The organism is Streptomyces sp. NPDC059852, from assembly GCF_042731455.1.
GTDB lineage: Bacteria > Actinomycetota > Actinomycetes > Streptomycetales > Streptomycetaceae > Streptomyces.
This window is the reverse complement of record NZ_JBHWJK010000026.1, coordinates 1-14,361: the sequence shown is the minus strand read 5'-3', so window position 1 is coordinate 14,361 and position 14,361 is coordinate 1. Positions and strand designations below refer to the sequence as shown.

General features: G+C 72.9%; 16 protein-coding genes. 10 read left to right on the top strand and 6 right to left on the bottom strand.

All coding sequences use genetic code 11. The features are described 5' to 3' along the window. Positions 1–45: 45 nt before the first annotated feature. The gene (locus tag ACFV46_RS27345) at positions 46–906 is read right to left on the bottom strand and encodes a SigB/SigF/SigG family RNA polymerase sigma factor (RefSeq protein WP_385500157.1); all 861 of its coding nucleotides are present in this window, start codon (positions 904–906) and stop codon (positions 46–48) included. A gap of 369 nt (positions 907–1,275) precedes the next feature. Here ACFV46_RS27345 and ACFV46_RS27340 point away from each other — a divergent pair, with 369 nt between their 5' ends. Beyond that, positions 1,276–2,148 (top strand): RNA polymerase sigma factor SigF, encoded by an 873-nt coding sequence (locus ACFV46_RS27340; protein ID WP_361934943.1) that lies wholly within the window; start codon positions 1,276–1,278, stop codon positions 2,146–2,148. Between the two features lie 80 nt (positions 2,149–2,228). On the opposite strand, the gene ACFV46_RS27335 is transcribed toward ACFV46_RS27340, so the two are convergent. Next, positions 2,229–2,693 (bottom strand): ATP-binding protein, encoded by a 465-nt coding sequence (locus tag ACFV46_RS27335; protein ID WP_361934940.1) that lies wholly within the window; start codon positions 2,691–2,693, stop codon positions 2,229–2,231. 337 nt (positions 2,694–3,030) lie between these two features. On the opposite strand from ACFV46_RS27335, the gene ACFV46_RS27330 reads away from it, so the two are divergent. Continuing rightward, the gene (locus ACFV46_RS27330) at positions 3,031–3,429 is read left to right on the top strand and encodes an STAS domain-containing protein (RefSeq protein WP_361934937.1); all 399 of its coding nucleotides are present in this window, start codon (positions 3,031–3,033) and stop codon (positions 3,427–3,429) included. A 211-nt stretch (positions 3,430–3,640) separates the two neighbouring features. Here the strand turns inward: ACFV46_RS27330 and ACFV46_RS27325 are convergent, their stop codons facing one another. Beyond that, positions 3,641–4,075, bottom strand: coding sequence for a MarR family transcriptional regulator (locus tag ACFV46_RS27325; RefSeq protein ID WP_361934935.1), 435 nt, complete (start codon positions 4,073–4,075; stop codon positions 3,641–3,643). Between the two features lie 213 nt (positions 4,076–4,288). Here ACFV46_RS27325 and ACFV46_RS27320 point away from each other — a divergent pair, with 213 nt between their 5' ends. From ACFV46_RS27320 to ACFV46_RS27295, 6 genes are all read left to right on the top strand, one after another. Beyond that, a complete protein-coding gene (locus tag ACFV46_RS27320) occupies positions 4,289–5,449 on the top strand; it encodes a PP2C family protein-serine/threonine phosphatase (protein ID WP_385500156.1) in 1,161 nt (386 codons plus the stop codon). Positions 5,450–5,510: 61 nt separating this feature from the next. Next, positions 5,511–6,410: an STAS domain-containing protein gene (locus ACFV46_RS27315; RefSeq protein WP_385500155.1), complete on the top strand. Its 900-nt coding sequence runs from the start codon at positions 5,511–5,513 to the stop codon at positions 6,408–6,410. Continuing rightward, positions 6,407–6,829 (top strand): STAS domain-containing protein, encoded by a 423-nt coding sequence (locus tag ACFV46_RS27310; protein WP_385500154.1) that lies wholly within the window; start codon positions 6,407–6,409, stop codon positions 6,827–6,829. Before ACFV46_RS27315 ends, ACFV46_RS27310 begins: the two co-directional genes overlap by 4 nt. After that, the gene (locus ACFV46_RS27305) at positions 6,826–7,266 is read left to right on the top strand and encodes an anti-sigma regulatory factor (protein WP_361934925.1); all 441 of its coding nucleotides are present in this window, start codon (positions 6,826–6,828) and stop codon (positions 7,264–7,266) included. The genes ACFV46_RS27310 and ACFV46_RS27305 overlap by 4 nt, the downstream gene beginning before the upstream one ends. Further along, positions 7,266–8,333 carry a SpoIIE family protein phosphatase gene (locus tag ACFV46_RS27300; protein ID WP_385500152.1) on the top strand — a complete coding sequence of 356 codons (1,068 nt, stop codon included), beginning with the start codon at positions 7,266–7,268 and terminating at the stop codon, positions 8,331–8,333. Before ACFV46_RS27305 ends, ACFV46_RS27300 begins: the two co-directional genes overlap by 1 nt. Then, positions 8,330–10,063 carry a PP2C family protein-serine/threonine phosphatase gene (locus ACFV46_RS27295; RefSeq protein WP_385500151.1) on the top strand — a complete coding sequence of 578 codons (1,734 nt, stop codon included), beginning with the start codon at positions 8,330–8,332 and terminating at the stop codon, positions 10,061–10,063. Before ACFV46_RS27300 ends, ACFV46_RS27295 begins: the two co-directional genes overlap by 4 nt. A gap of 12 nt (positions 10,064–10,075) precedes the next feature. On the opposite strand, the gene ACFV46_RS27290 is transcribed toward ACFV46_RS27295, so the two are convergent. The 3 genes from ACFV46_RS27290 to ACFV46_RS27280 all read right to left on the bottom strand — a co-directional run bounded on the left by ACFV46_RS27290 (position 10,076) and on the right by ACFV46_RS27280 (position 12,293). Then, positions 10,076–10,531 (bottom strand): MarR family winged helix-turn-helix transcriptional regulator, encoded by a 456-nt coding sequence (locus tag ACFV46_RS27290; RefSeq protein WP_376728117.1) that lies wholly within the window; start codon positions 10,529–10,531, stop codon positions 10,076–10,078. 134 nt (positions 10,532–10,665) lie between these two features. Then, positions 10,666–11,325, bottom strand: coding sequence for a response regulator (locus ACFV46_RS27285; protein ID WP_385500150.1), 660 nt, complete (start codon positions 11,323–11,325; stop codon positions 10,666–10,668). Beyond that, on the bottom strand, positions 11,322–12,293 hold the full coding sequence (locus ACFV46_RS27280; protein WP_385500149.1) for a HAMP domain-containing sensor histidine kinase: 972 nt from the start codon (positions 12,291–12,293) through the stop codon (positions 11,322–11,324). Before ACFV46_RS27280 ends, ACFV46_RS27285 begins: the two co-directional genes overlap by 4 nt. A gap of 272 nt (positions 12,294–12,565) precedes the next feature. Here ACFV46_RS27280 and ACFV46_RS27275 point away from each other — a divergent pair, with 272 nt between their 5' ends. Both ACFV46_RS27275 and ACFV46_RS27270 read left to right on the top strand, forming a co-directional pair. After that, positions 12,566–13,036, top strand: a complete 471-nt coding sequence (locus ACFV46_RS27275; RefSeq protein WP_361934909.1) for a TrkA C-terminal domain-containing protein — start codon at positions 12,566–12,568, stop codon at positions 13,034–13,036. A gap of 4 nt (positions 13,037–13,040) precedes the next feature. Further along, positions 13,041–14,285 carry a cation:proton antiporter gene (locus tag ACFV46_RS27270; protein WP_376728119.1) on the top strand — a complete coding sequence of 415 codons (1,245 nt, stop codon included), beginning with the start codon at positions 13,041–13,043 and terminating at the stop codon, positions 14,283–14,285. Positions 14,286–14,361 lie beyond the last annotated feature (76 nt).

Here is a 14,361-nt window from a genome sequence, read left to right as displayed (position 1 = left end):
TGCTCTCCTCGGATGAAGTCGTCGTACGGGGGAGGGGAGCGGGCCTCATCCGGCCCGGCCTCCGCCGCGGCGCTGCGGCCGGGCGTCCTGGTCGAGCACCTCGGCCCGCACCTTCGCGCAGCACCGGCTGATCAGCCGTGAGACGTGCATCTGGGAGATCCCGAGCTGCTCGGCTATGCGGCTCTGCGTCATGTCCTCGAAGAACCGCATGTAGAGGATGGTCCGCTCGCGCTCCGGAAGCCGGCGCAGCCCCTCCTTCGCCGCCTCCCGGTCGATGACCACGTCGTACGCCTCCTCGCAGCCGCCGATCGTGTCGGCGAGGCTGAAGCCGTCCTCGCTCGCGGACATCTCGGCGTCCAGGGAGAGCGTGCTGTAGCTCTCCAGCGCCTCCAGGCCCGCGTTGACCTCGTCCTCGGTGAGCCCGGTGTGGGCGGCGATGTCCGCGACGGACGCGGTGGCCCCCGACCCGGACTCGGTCAGCTCACGGCGCGCGATCCGCACCTTGTTGCGCAGCTCCTGGACGCGGCGGGGGACCCGCAGGGCCCACATCCGGTCGCGGAAGTGCCGCTTGATCTCACCGGTGATGGTGGGGACGGCGTAGCTCTCGAAGGCGCCGCGGCCCGGCTCGTACCGGTCGATCGCCTTGACCAGGCCGAGCGCGGCGACCTGGCGCAGGTCCTCCAGCGACTCCCCGCGGTTGCGGAAGCGGCCGGCGATGCGGTGGGCCATGGGCAGCCAGGCCCGGGTCAGCTCGTCGCGGAGCGCGTTCCGCTCGGGCCCCTCCGGCAGCTCGGCCAGACGGACGAAGCCGCTCGCGGTGTCGGGGGCGTCGTCGTGGACGCGTCCGCCGGAGACGCGGGGGCGGGTGGGGAGGTCGGAACCATGTGCGGACGTTTCAACCAGCATGTAGCAGCTCCTGAACGGCGTTCTCAGGGATGTGCGTGTGGAAACGGTGCACGGGGCGCGGCGGCCGCGGAGCGGCTCACCTCGTTCGCACCGGCGCGCCTCTGGTCCGAAGCACGAATCCCCGCATGCCCCGGGTCAGGGGGTGCAAACAGCGCACACGCAGAAGAAGGGGGAGGGAAATCTTCGGGCCGGACCGGCCGGGTCCCCGGGCGTGCGCGCATCGTATGGTGGATGCATCCGGGCGTGGCTTCCGGTGGGAAGTCACCACGTTCGAAAAGTTCCTCGAAGTTCTTCGTTTTCGCGGGATTGGCCCGCGAGATCGGGGGCATCCGGGGGTACGACAACAGGTTCCGGCATCGGGAGGGCGGCATGGCAGCCGTGACGGTGGCGCAGGCAACGGCCACGGCACAGGAGACGGACGCGACGGAGGCGGCGCTGCCGCTGATCGAGGACCCGTCGCGGGTGAAGCCCCAGGACGCACGCGAGCTGTCGCGTCAGTTCTTCGATCGACTGGACATCCTGGAAGAGGGCACGCACGAATACCAGTACGTACGCAACACCCTGATCGAGATGAACCTGTCCCTCGTGCGGTACGCGGCTTCCCGCTTCCGTGCCCGCGGGGACTCGCTGGAGGACATCGTCCAGGTCGGCACGATCGGTCTGATCAAGGCCATCGACCGGTTCGAGATCTCCCGCGAGGTCGAGTTCACGACGTTCGCCGTGCCGTACATCGTCGGTGAGATCAAGCGTTTCTTCCGTGACACGAGCTGGGCGGTCCACGTGCCGCGCCGTCTGCAGGAGGCGCGGGTGGAGCTGGCCAAGGCCACCGAGGAGCTCAGCTCCCGGCTCGGCCGGACGCCGACCACGCGTGAGCTGTCCGAGCTGATGTCGCTGTCGGAGGAAGAGGTCATCGAGGCCCGCAAGGCCTCCAACTGCTACCAGTCGGCCTCGCTGGACGCCGCCGTCTCCGGTGACGCGGAGAGCGGCGAGTCGGTCCTCGCGGACCTCCTCGGCGAGGAGGACCCGTCGCTGGAGCTGGTGGAGGACTTCCACTCGCTCGCCCCGCTGATCGCGGGGCTGGACGACCGGGAGCGCAGGATCATCCACCTGCGGTTCGTGGAGGAGCTGACCCAGTCGCAGATCGCCGAGCAGATCGGCGTCTCGCAGATGCACGTCTCGCGGCTCATCAGCCGCATCATCAAGCAGTTGCGGGTCGGACTGCTGGAGCCCGGGGTCGCCTGACCGCGGGCTGAGGGATGTCATAAGGAGCAGTACGGGTGGGCCGTGGCCGCGAGGCCGGCGGCCCACCCGCATGTGCGGGGTCAGGCGCCGCCCGGGTGCGGGTAGGGCCCCAGCAGCGGGATCACCGCCGTGACGCGCTTGCCGCCGGCGGGCAGGTCCGCCACCTCCACCTCGCAGGCCAGCCGGCACACGATCGGCCAGCCGCGGCCCCCACACCGGTGCCGGTCCCCGCGGTCGGCGGACTCCAGCGTCACCGGCCGCCGCCGCTCCCTGTCGCACACGGACAGGTAGAGGTTCTCGCCGACGACCTCCACGTCGAAGTCGGTGACCCCGCCGCCGTGCAGCATGGCGTTGGTCGTCAGCTCCGAGGCGACGAGCAGCGCGTCCGACAGCGTGTCGGGGGTGTACGGGGCGCCCTGGCCGGACGGCCGCTGCGCGAGGGCGCGCCGCACGGCTCCCCGCGCCTCGGCCGGGTTGAGCGGACCGTGGTGCGGGTGGCCGCCGGCCGGGCCGGTGGTGCCACCGGCTCCTTGTTCCTGACTCATCCTGTCGCTCCCCTGAACGGAGGGCGGAAGGACGGGGGACCGCCGGGGCGTCCGTACCGGACGGGCGGAACCGTTCCTTCCTCCTCCACGATCTGTGACGTTCCCTCCCTTTTCGCGTGACCAGACGCTCGCGGGTCAAACCGGTCGCGGCCCACGTCCGCGCAGGTCGGGCCATCGGGGTCACCTGGCAGGGGGTACCTCGGATCTGGTCCGTGTACGGGGAGGATCCGGGGGTAGACGGCCGTGCGGAACGCGTCGACGTCATAGCGGTTCCGTGATGCATCGAATCGGCCGGTCGGGGCACCCGTCCCGATCGCCAATCCTGTGGGAGGTACTCGTGTCCATTGCCCAGAATCCCTTGTCGATCAAGGTGGAAGTGCCCAGGGAGGATGCCGTGCTGCTGACGGTGGAGGGCGACCTGGACATGGATACGGCCACCGAGCTGCAGCACCACCTGGCCAACCAGCTCCATCACGGCCGGCGCCACTTCCTGCTCGACATCGCCGGTGTGCCCTTCATGGACTCGTCGGGCATGAACATCGTGCTGCGGGCCTACCAGGAGGTGCGGGAGATCCCCGGCGGGGTGTACGTGATCTCCCCTACTCCCGCGGTGCGGCGCATCATGGACCTGACCGGGGTCAGCATCACCGTCCCGATCGTGGAGAGCGTGGAGGAGGCGCTGGCCGTGGCGGACTCCGGCGGCCCCGCGGCCCCGGAGCCCCCGGCCGAGGACTGAGCGCCGCCCTTCCGGCGGCCGGTCCGGCCGGGCGCCGTCGCGCCCGCAGGCCCAACAGTTGCCGTTTGACAACTATGGCCATGAGGCAACAGAGTGAGCGAGTCATAGCGCGGGAGGGGTGTGGGACGTGCCGTTCAGCAACGCCGGTCCGCGCCGCCGTCCGGTGGCGCGGACCCCGTCCTGCCCCGGCCCGGTCACCGGGCGCCGGGTGTCAGGCGCTTCGGGCGTCGGACGCCTCGTCGCCCTCGTGGATCTCCGCGCTCGCCGCGAGGCAGAAGGCCTCCAGGCCCTCCAGCAGCGCGTGCCGCTTCGCGACCGGCATCTGCTCCAGGACGGACTGCAGGGCGGCCTCCCGCCGAGCCCGCAGCTCCGCCAGGAACGTGCGCCCGCGCCGGCTCAGATGCAGCCGCAGCTCCCTGCGGTTGGCGGCGCTGGTCTCCCGCTCGACGAAACCCACCGCCTGCAGCCGGTCGCACAGCCGGCTCGTCGACGGCGGAGTGGAGCCGAGCGCCTCCGCGAGCATGCGCAGATTGATGCCGTCGCTGTGCTCCAGGATGAACAGCACCCGGATCTGGGAGGCGGACACCGGAGCCGTCGAGGCGCGGCCCCACAGGACCTCCAGCAACTCGGCGGCCTCGGAGGTCATGTGTGCCACCTCGTCCGGCCGCGGATGGGCATAGGAGGAAGTCACGGCCCCACTCTTGCAGGCTTGGCGGATGCTGTCAGCCCGCGGCTTCGGGCACTACGTGCGAAACGATAGATACGGACAAGAGGGACCGACGGCGGTTCCCGCGGTGACGCGGGGGCCCGCAGCCGTCACCGTGACGAGGATGGCCGATCCGACATCGTGAACAGATTCATGGCAGCCGAGCGGGCGCTGCGCTCCGCGGCCCCGCACCGGCTCGTGGACGCGGTCCGCGACGTGGTGCGCGCCGAGTACGGCGCGACGTCCGTCGAGCTCTACCTGGCCGACTACGCCCTCGTCTCTCTCCAGCGGGTCCGCTCGGCCGGCGCTCCGGCCGAGTCGGTCCCGGCCCGTGGCAGCAGCGCCGGACGGGCCTTCGGCGCGCAGGAGCCGTTCGTCGAGAAGCTCGCCGGGGGCGACGCGCGTCTGCATCTGCCGGTGACCGTGCGCGGCGACCGCCTCGGGGTGCTCACCGTCACGATGTCCTCCTCCGACCGGGCCGAGCAGGCCCGCGGCGAGCTCACCGACATCGCCCAGGTGCTCGGGCACGAGATCGTCGTCGCCGACCGGGACACCGATCTCTACATGCGCGCCCGGCGCGCCGACCGGCTCACCCTCGCCGCCGAGATGCAGTGGCAGCTCCTTCCCGGACGGTCCTGCGCGGGCCCCGAGTACGCCCTGGGTGCCCAGCTGGAGCCCGCCTACGCCATCTACGGCGACAACTTCGACTGGTCCGCCGACGCCGACCGGCTGATGCTCTACGTCACCAACGGCATGGGCGAGGGCATCGAGGCGTCCCTGCTGACCAACCTCGGCATCAACGCGCTGCGCAACGCGCGCCGGGCCGGCCTCTCCGTCGAGGACCAGGCCGCCCTCGCCGACCAGGCCGTCTTCGCCCAGTACCGGGGGGAGGCGTACATCTCCGTCCTGCTCGTCGAACTAGAACTGCGCACCGGACGGCTGCGGGTCGTCGACGCCGGGTCCCCGCGGATGATGCGGCTGCGCGGCCGCACCGTCACCCCCGTCGACCTGGAGGCGCAGCTCCCGCTCGGCATGTTCGAGGAGACGGACTACGTCGCCCACGAGGTCGATCTCGCGCCCGGCGACCGGCTCGTGTTCGCCAGCGACGGTGTCTACGCCGTCTGCGCCCCCGGCGGGGAGGAGTACGGGGAGCGCGCCCTGGCCCGCGCCATCGTCTCCACCAGCCTGCTGCCCGCCGCCGAGGTGCCCCGGGCTGTCCTGCGGGAACTGGCCGGCCACCGCGGCGGGACCGAACCCGCCGACGACGCGCTCGTGGTGTGCCTCGACTGGTTCGGGCCGCCCGAGGTGCCCTGACCGGGCAGCACGGCTTCCCCGTAGGGTCGGGGCAGCGCACAACCAACGAGGAGGGAACTTCGTGCCGGAACAGCACACCGCAGAGGACAGGACCGATCCGACGCAGGAGGTGGCCGCCTTCCTGCGGGAGCGACGCGAGCAGATCGCCCAGCGCTGGGCCGACGCCGCGGTGTTCCGCACCGTGTTCACCGTCTCCCGGGACGAGGCGGTCGAGGCCGGCCGCGCCGTCGTCGAGGCCCTGGCCGCGGTCGCCGCGTCCGGACGCATCGAGGACCTGGAGGCCGACGGCTTCGCCGTGGTCCGCGAACAGCTCGCGCGCACCGCGCACGCCCGCGCCCGAGCCGGTGCCACCACGGGGCAGATCTCCACGGAGATGGAGGCGCTGCGCCCGCCCGTCACCGAGCTGCTGCTCGACGAGCTCTCCGGCGCGCCCGCCGACCACGTCCGCGAGTGCACCACCGTCCTCGCGGTGCTGATGGGCACCCTGCGGCTGGTCATGCTGGAGACGACGACCGTCGCGGGCCAGGACCTCATCAACCGGCAGCGGCTGGAGATGCTGGAGATCGCCACGCCCGTCATCAAGCTGTGGGAGGGCATCGTCGCCGTCCCGCTCATCGGCACCCTCGACAGCGCGCGCAGCCAGGTCGTCATGGAGACCCTGCTGGACGCCATCGTCGAGCAGCACGCGCGCATCGCGATCCTGGACATCACCGGCGTGCCCACCGTCGACTCGCTGGTGGCGCAGCACCTGATGAAGACCGTCGCGGCGGCCCGCCTGATGGGCGCCGAGTGCATCGTCTCCGGCATCCGCCCCGCCATCGCGCAGACCATCGTCCACCTCGGCATCGACCTGAGCTCGATCCTCACCCGCGCCAGCCTCGCGGACGCCCTGGCCTACGCCCTCCAGCAGCAGGGCGCGCACATCGTGCCGTCCGCCGGCCCCGTCGCGGAGCCGCGATGACCGGCGCGGCCGCCCCGCCACCCGACGGCTACGTCCCCGTCCTGCGCCTCGGCGGCATCCTGCTGGTCACCCTCCAGGGCGACCTGTACGACAGCACGGCCGAGAGACTGCGGCAGGACATCGGCCGGACCGTCTCCGACGACGCGGTCACCGGCGTCGTCATCGACCTCTCCGGCGTCGAGATCGTCGACTCCTTCATGGGCCGTGTGCTCAGCGACATCGCGGCGATGACCCGGCTGCTGGCCGCGCAGACCGTCGTCGCCGGGATGCGTCCCGCCGTCGCCATCACCCTGGTCGAACTGGGACTCACCCTGCCGGGGCTGCGCACCGCCCTGAGCACCGAGGAGGCCATGAACCTGCTCGGGGCCGAGGTCGCGCCCCTGCCCCGGACCGCCGGCGCCCGCCGGGAGCGCCCGTGACCCACACCGGAAGTGTCTCCGCCTGCCTGCCCCTGACCTCGGACCTCGACCTGGTCCGGGCCCGGCAGCATGTGCGGCAGATGACGGCCGAGCTCGGGTTCAGCCTGGTCGAGCAGACCAAGCTGGTCACCGCGGCCAGCGAGCTGGCGCGCAACGCCCTCGTCCACGGCGGCGGCGGCCGGATGGAGTGCGCGGCGGTGACCGAGGGCGGCGTACGGGGGCTGCGCCTCGTCTTCAGCGACGACGGCCCCGGCATCGCGGACCTCGACCAGGCGCTCTCCGACGGCTACACCTCGGGCGAAGGGCTGGGCATGGGGCTGCCCGGCGCCCGGCGCCTGGTGCACGAGTTCTCCGTCGACAGCGCCCGCGGCCGCGGCACCACCGTCACGGTGACGTCGTGGGTCGCCGGGCCGCCCCGGCCGCGCGAGGGCTCCTGATGCCCCGCGTCTGGGAGGTGCCGGTGCACGACTCGACCCGCGTCCGCGACGTCCGCGTCGCGGCCCGGGACGCGGCCGGGCGTGCCCGGCTGCCCGGGGAACGGGTCGCCGCCGCGGAACTCGTGGCCACCGAACTGGCGACCAACCTCCTCAAGCACGCCGGCGGCGGACGCGTCCTGCTCGACCTCGTCGGCCCGCCCGCACCGGCGTACGGCGACGACGACCTCCGGCTGGTGCAGATCCTGGCCGTCGACCACGGCCCCGGCATCGCCGACGTCGAGACGGCGCTGCGGGACGGCTTCACGACCGCCCACTCCCTCGGCGCGGGCCTTGGCACCTGCCGGCGCACCGCCGACGGTTTCGGCCTGCACAGCGTGCCCGGCCGGGGCACGGTCGTCATGGCGAGGATAGGCTCCACCCCGCCCGGCACCGGCCCGTACCCCCCGCCGGTCCCGGTACGGGCCGGCGGCGTCAACGTCCCGCTGGCCGGCGGCGAGTTCTCCGGCGACGCCTGGACGTGCGTGCGCACCGCCGACCGCGTCACGCTGATGCTGGCCGACGGGCTCGGCCACGGCCCCCAGGCGGCCCGCGCCTCCTCGGCGGCCGCGCACGCCCTGCACCAGGCGGCCCACCTCCCGCCGGCCGACCTGCTGCGGCGGATGCACACCGCGCTGCGCGACACCCGGGGCGCGGCCGTCGCCGTGGCCCAACTCGACGTCACAGCGGGGCAGTTGTATTTTGCCGGGGTGGGAAACGCGGGGGCCCGGCTGCGTCGGCAGGACACCTGGCACGGACTGGTGTCGCGTCCCGGGATCGTCGGCGCCCACCTCCCCACGCATCTGCACCAGCACCAGGAGCCCTGGACCCCGGACAGTCTCCTCGTCCTGCACTCCGACGGCCTGCCGAGCCGCTGGAGCCCCGGCCCCGCCACCGGCGGTCCACCCCTGCTCGACCCCGCCGTCGTCGCCGCCTCCATCGTGCGGGACGCCAGCAGCTCAGCCCGGCCGGTGCGCGACGACACCGCTGTCGCCGTACTGAGCCCCAGCCCTCCGGACCCCTCCTCATGATCCGAACCTGGTCCGTCCGCACCGTCACCGACGCCGCGCGAGTCCGTATCGCCGCGGCGCGGCTGGCGGCCGCGTGCGGGATCAGCACGGTCGAACGCACCCGTATGGTCACGACGTTCACCGCGCATCTGCGGCAGTGCCTCACCAAGGGCGGGGTCTGGCGGGTCGGCGTCACGGCCACCCCGATGCCCGGCGGCGGCGAGTTCGTCATCGAGGTGGAGGCGGAGGGACGCCGCCCCGAGGACCCCCGCCGGCCCTGGCGCACGGCGATCTCCTGCGCCGAGGACGTGGACCTCTCCGACGGCGACACCGACGGAGACGACCCGGCCGCCCTGGCCGAGGCCCTGTTCGGCGCCGACGAGGACACCGCCCTGCTGCTGGAACGGCTCGACGAGCAGGAGGCCCTCGTCGCCTTCCACCGGGAGGAACTGCACCAGACCAACCAGGGCGTCCTCGCCCTGCACGCCGAACTCGACGCCGCCAACCAGGCCCAGCGCCGCCTCTTCGACGCCGAGCAGAAGGCCCGCAGGGAGGCCGAGGCGGCCCGCGGCCGGCTGACCTTCCTCGCCGACGCGAGCGCCGCCCTGACCGCGTCCCTCAACCACGAGGCCATCGTGCGGCTGCTGCCCGCCCTGCTGGTCCCGCGCTACGCCCGCGCCGTCGACGTCTGGCTGTTCGACGGTGCGGAGGGCAGCCGCCCCGACCGCGGCGCCTCCCACCCCGCCGCCGCGGTCGTCGCCGCCCGTCGCGAACGCCCCCAGTACGCCGCCGACCACCCGGGCGGCCTGCCCGGCGTGGACGACCAGCCCCCGTCCGCCCTCGACCCGGGCCGGCCCCTGCTCTGCATCCCCCTGCTGACCCGCCGGGCCCCGCAGGGCGTCCTCACGCTCACCGCCCCCGACGAGGGCTGGGACGCCGACGACGCCGTCATGCTCATCGAACTGACCCGCCGCGCCAGCATCGCCCTGGAGAACGCCCGCAGGTTCGAGCACAACCGGGACATCGCCGAGACCCTCCAGCGCGCCCTGCTCACCGACCTGCCCAGCACGCCCGGACTGACCCTGGCGGCCCGCTACCTCCCCGCCACCCGCGGCCTGAATATCGGCGGCGACTGGTACGACGCGTTCCGCCAGCCCGACGGCAGCCTCATCACCGTCGTCGGCGACGTCACCGGGCACGGGCTGCACGCCGCGGTGATGATGAGCCAGCTGCGCACCGCCCTGCGCGCCTACGCCGTCGACGGCAGCAGCCCCGGCCAACTCCTCACCCGGCTGCACGAGTTCCTGCACCGGCTGCGCATGGACCTGTACGCCACCGCCGTCATCGCCCGCTTCCACCCGGACGACGACACCCTCACCTGGGCCGCCGCCGGGCATCCGCCGCCGGTGCTGCGCGGCCCCGACGGCGAGGTGCTCACCCTGGACGCCAAACCGGGCGCGATGCTCGGCATCCCCCTGCAGCAGCGCATCGCCGACCACACGGCGCCGCTGCCCCCCGGCTCCACGCTCGCCCTCTACACCGACGGGCTCGTGGAGCGCCGCGCCCAGGGCATAGACCCCGGCATCCGGCGGCTCACCGAGGCACTGGCCACGTTCCGCGCCGACGAACTCGGCCATGACCTCGAAGGATCCGCCGACCGGCTGCTGCACCCGCTGCTGCACGACTCCGAACACGACGACGACGTCTGCCTGCTGCTGTGCCACGTGCACGGCGGCGAACAGCCGGCCTGACCCCCCCGGCGCCTACACGGTGTCGAAGCCGTCGTGGTCCAGGGAGCGCAACACCCCTTCCAGCGCGACGCGTTGAGCCGCCGCGACGCCGTCGAACGCGGCCGTCAGACGCACCGAGAGCACCCGGGTGAGCTCCGCCAGGAACCGGTCGCCCTGCGCGGTGGTCTCCAGCCGCACCTCACGCCGGTTGTCCGGCTGCACACAGCGCCGCAGCAGCCCCGCGGCCTCCAGCCGGTCGCACAGCCGGCTCGCCGTGGGCAGGCCGATCCGCAGATGCCCCGCCAGCGCGGTCACATTGAGCTCGGGGCGGCCCCGTACGGCTCTCAACGCCCGGACCTGACGCGGCGACAGTCGTGGATTCACATCCGCGACCGCCGAGAACCACAACGTCACCAGCCCCTCCACGGCCTCGACGGTCTCGCGTCCGACCGTGCCGGAGGGGAGCGGGGAATCCTGTTCGCGGGGCATCGTCCGTCATCCTGCCTGGACTTCATCAGTGCAAAGGGGCGTACCCGAAGCGCGGGAGAGTACACGGCCGTACACAGCATGAACACGTATCGCCGCCGCGCGGACCGCCACGGGACGCTGTCAAGGGAAAGACCCTAGGGCTCGATGAGGCCGACGCGGATGGCGTAGCGGGTCAGCTCGAGGCGGTCCCGCAGGCCCAGCTTCTGCAGCAGGTTGGCCCGGTGCCGCTCCACCGTCTTGACGCTGATCACCAGGAGTTGCGCGATCTCCTTCGAGGAGTGCCCCTCGGCGACGAGCTTGAGGATCTCCTCCTCCCGCTCCGTGATCGGCCGCGCCGGCAGCCGGTCACCCGAGCGGATGCGGTCCAGATAAGTGCGGATCAGCGCCGACTCGGCCCCCGGATAGATGAACGGCTCGTCCCGCAGCGCCGCGCGGCACGCCTCCACCAGGTCCCGGTCGGCCACGGACTTCGGCACGTACCCGGAGGCGCCGGCCTTCAGCGCCTCGAAGAAGTACTGCTCGTTGTCGTACATCGTCAGCATCAGCGTGCGCAGGCCGGGCCGGACGCGGGACAGTTCGCGCGCCGCCTGGAGCCCGGTCTGCCGGGGCATGGCGATGTCGAGGATGGCCAGGTCGACGCCGTCGCCCAGCTCACGGGCCCGCTCGATGGCCTCCGCGCCGTCGGCGGCCTCGGCCACGACCGTCAGATCGGGCTCGGCGTCGAGGATCAGCCGCACTCCGCGACGCACCAGGGCGTGGTCGTCGGCGAGCAGGATGCGGGCGGGTGCGGTCATCGTGCCTTCTCCTGGGGACGGGGGACGGACGGACTGCCGTCGACGCACAGGCGGATCTCGGTCCCGCCGCGCGGACCGGGGCCGACGGTGAGCTCGGCGCCGACGAGCAGGGCGCGCTCCCGCATGCCGCTGAGGCCGGCGCCCTCCGGTGCCGACCCGATCCCGCGGCCGTCGTCGCGGACCAGCAGGGCGACCCGGCCGTCCCCCTCCGGCCGCAGGTGCACCTCGACCCGGGTGGCCCGGGCGTGCCGCGCGGTGTTCGTGAGCCCTTCCTGCGCGACGCGGTACAGGACGAGCTCGGTCGCCGGGTCCAGGGCGGCCACACCGGGCGCGATGTGCGTCGTGGCGCTCAGCCGGGAGGTGGCGAACTCGTTCGCCAGGGCTCGCAGGGCGCTGTGCAGCCCCAGTTCCTCCAGGACGCCGGGCCGCAGCCGGCGGGCGATGCGGCGGATCTCCTCCAGGCCCGCGCGGGTGGTCTCCTGCGCCTGGCGCAGATCGGCGCGGACCGTCTCGGGCGCCCGGTCGGCAGCGTGCTTGAGCTGGAGCAGGACCGCGGTGAGGGTCTGGCCGACCTCGTCGTGGAGCTCCTGCGCGAGGCGGTGCCGCTCGGCCTCCTGCGCGGACAGCACCCGGCCGGTGCTGGTGGACCGCTCCGCCTCCAGACGGGCGAGCATCGCGTTGAACGTCTTCGTCAGCTCGGCCATCTCACCGGGCCCGGTGACGGTCGTACGGCTGCCGGGGCGCAGCAGGTCGGCGGTGGCCATGGCGCGGGTCAGCCGGGCCAGCGGGGCGAGCCCGAAGCGCAGCAGGAGGGCGTTGGCGACCAGCATCACGGCGAGTCCTGTCAGCAGGACCAGCGCCTCCCCGAACAGCACCGGGGTGGACACGGTGACCGGCCCCAGGAGCAGCAGGACCGCGGCGAGCAGCACCGCCGCGTTGAGGAGGAAGATCCGCCAGTACAACGTCATGATCGCCGCCCTTCCCGCCGATGCCCACCTCCACCGTCTCCCGTGGCCGCCAGATGCCCCTCGACGGGGCCCCGGCCTGTGAAGAGGCCCACTGCCCCGCACCATTCTCACCGCCGGCGCCGGCCCCCGTCCATCCGTGCTGACACCCATATCCCCAGCTCGCGAGCACCTGGCACGATGAGCACCGCACGGTGGGCCACCGGGCCGACGAGCCGTGCCGGCACCACAGTCGCGAACGAACATGGAGGGGAGGGGTTGTGCCTGCTCCGCGGATGAGCACCACGCCCTTGCCGGGGATCGGTGTCCAGTACGACCTCACCACACGGGAGCACCGCCATCTGTCGGTGATCGCCCACCGGGACGGCACCCGGACGGTGAACGTCTACCGGGCCGACGACCCGGACGCGTGCGCCCAGTCGCTGCACCTGACCGAACCGGAGACCGCCTCGCTGATCGACGCCCTGGCCCCCTCCCACCACAGCCCGAACCTGCTGTCCACGACCGACCTCGGTCTGGTGGCCGAGCGCGTCGAGCTGTCCAGCACCTCGTACTGGAACGGGCGCGTCCTCGGCGACACGAAGATGCGCACCGAGACCGGAGCCTCCCTCGTCGCCGTCCTGCGGCGCGCCCAGGCGATCCCCTCGCCGACGCCGGACTTCCGGCTGGCCGGGGGAGACATCCTGATCGTCATCGGCACCCGCGAGGGCGTGGAGGCGGCCGCCGCGATACTCGGGCGGGAGTGATCCCATGCACTCCTCCGCAGTCTTCCTCATCGAGTTCGGTGCGATCATCCTCGGCCTGGGCCTGCTCGGCCGGCTGGCCGGGCGTCTGCAGTTCTCGCCGATCCCCCTCTATCTGCTGGCCGGTCTCGCCTTCGGCGAGGGCGGGCTGCTGCCGCTCGGCACCAGTGAGGAGTTCGTGGCGATCGGCGCCGAGATCGGCGTCATCCTGCTGCTGCTGATGCTGGGCCTGGAGTACACGGCCAGCGACCTCGTCTCCAACCTCAAGACGCAGTACCCGGCGGGTCTCGTCGACGCCACCCTGAACGCCCTGCCCGGCGCCGCCATGGCGCTGCTGCTGGGCTGGGGCCCGGTCGCCGCCGTCGTCCTGGCTGGCGTCACCTGGATCTCGTCGTCGGGCGTCATCGCGAAGGTCCTCGGCGACCTCGGCCGGCTCGGCAACCGCGAGACCCCGGTCATCCTGAGCATCCTGGTGCTCGAGGACCTGTCCATGGCCGTCTACCTGCCGATCCTCACCGCCCTGCTGGCCGGTGCCGGGATCGCGGCGGGCAGTCTCACACTGGCCATCGCGCTCGGTGTGGCCGGGCTCGTCCTCGTCCTGGCCGTGCGCTACGGCCGGCACATCTCGCGTTTCGTCTCCAGTGACGATCCGGAGAAGCTGCTCCTGGTCGTGCTCGGCCTGACCCTGCTGGTCGCGGGCATCGCCCAGCAGCTCCAGGTCTCCGCGGCCGTCGGTGCCTTCCTCGTCGGCATCGCCCTGTCCGGTGAGGTCGCCGAGGGCGCGCACAACCTGCTCGCGCCGCTGCGGGACCTGTTCGCCGCGGTGTTCTTCGTCTTCTTCGGACTGCACACCGACCCGGCGAGCATCCCGCCGGTGCTGCTCCCGGCCCTCGCGCTGGCCGTCGTCACGACCGCGACGAAGATCGCCACCGGCTACTGGGCGGCGAAGCGCGCCGAGGTCGGGGTCAAGGGCCGCTGGCGCGCGGGTGGCACGCTGGTCGCCCGTGGCGAGTTCTCCATCGTCATCGCCGGACTGGCCGTGACCGCCGGTATCGAGCCCTCGCTCGGCCCGCTGGCCACGGCCTACGTCCTGATCCTGGTCGTCGTGGGCCCGCTGACCGCCCGTTACACCGAGCCGGCCGCGGCCTGGTTCGCCCGCCGGCGGGGCGGCTCCACGCCGCCCCCGCCGGCGGAACGGCTCCCCGAGGAGTCCGCGCAGGCGGTCCAGAGCGGTCCGTCCGGATCGGTGTGAGCCCTCCACGGCGAGCGCCGGCGATGCACGACCGATGAACGGCCCGGGCGGCGGCTCCGGCGGGAACACCCCCGCC

Bases quoted from the DNA above. Each gene is read 5' to 3' on its own strand.
- ACFV46_RS27320 (WP_385500156.1), top strand. From the start codon at position 4,289: ATGGCAGCCGAGCGGGCGCTGCGCTCCGCGGCCCCGCACCGGCTCGTG.
- ACFV46_RS27335 (WP_361934940.1), bottom strand. From the start codon at position 2,693: ATGAGTCAGGAACAAGGAGCCGGTGGCACCACCGGCCCGGCCGGCGGC.
- ACFV46_RS27275 (WP_361934909.1), top strand. From the start codon at position 12,566: ATGAGCACCACGCCCTTGCCGGGGATCGGTGTCCAGTACGACCTCACC.
- ACFV46_RS27270 (WP_376728119.1), top strand. From the start codon at position 13,041: ATGCACTCCTCCGCAGTCTTCCTCATCGAGTTCGGTGCGATCATCCTC.
- ACFV46_RS27295 (WP_385500151.1), top strand. From the start codon at position 8,330: ATGATCCGAACCTGGTCCGTCCGCACCGTCACCGACGCCGCGCGAGTC.
- ACFV46_RS27310 (WP_385500154.1), top strand. From the start codon at position 6,407: ATGACCGGCGCGGCCGCCCCGCCACCCGACGGCTACGTCCCCGTCCTG.
- ACFV46_RS27345 (WP_385500157.1), bottom strand. From the start codon at position 906: ATGCTGGTTGAAACGTCCGCACATGGTTCCGACCTCCCCACCCGCCCC.
- ACFV46_RS27325 (WP_361934935.1), bottom strand. From the start codon at position 4,075: ATGACCTCCGAGGCCGCCGAGTTGCTGGAGGTCCTGTGGGGCCGCGCC.
- ACFV46_RS27300 (WP_385500152.1), top strand. From the start codon at position 7,266: ATGCCCCGCGTCTGGGAGGTGCCGGTGCACGACTCGACCCGCGTCCGC.
- ACFV46_RS27290 (WP_376728117.1), bottom strand. From the start codon at position 10,531: ATGCCCCGCGAACAGGATTCCCCGCTCCCCTCCGGCACGGTCGGACGC.
- ACFV46_RS27280 (WP_385500149.1), bottom strand. From the start codon at position 12,293: ATGACGTTGTACTGGCGGATCTTCCTCCTCAACGCGGCGGTGCTGCTC.
- ACFV46_RS27285 (WP_385500150.1), bottom strand. From the start codon at position 11,325: ATGACCGCACCCGCCCGCATCCTGCTCGCCGACGACCACGCCCTGGTG.
- ACFV46_RS27340 (WP_361934943.1), top strand. From the start codon at position 1,276: ATGGCAGCCGTGACGGTGGCGCAGGCAACGGCCACGGCACAGGAGACG.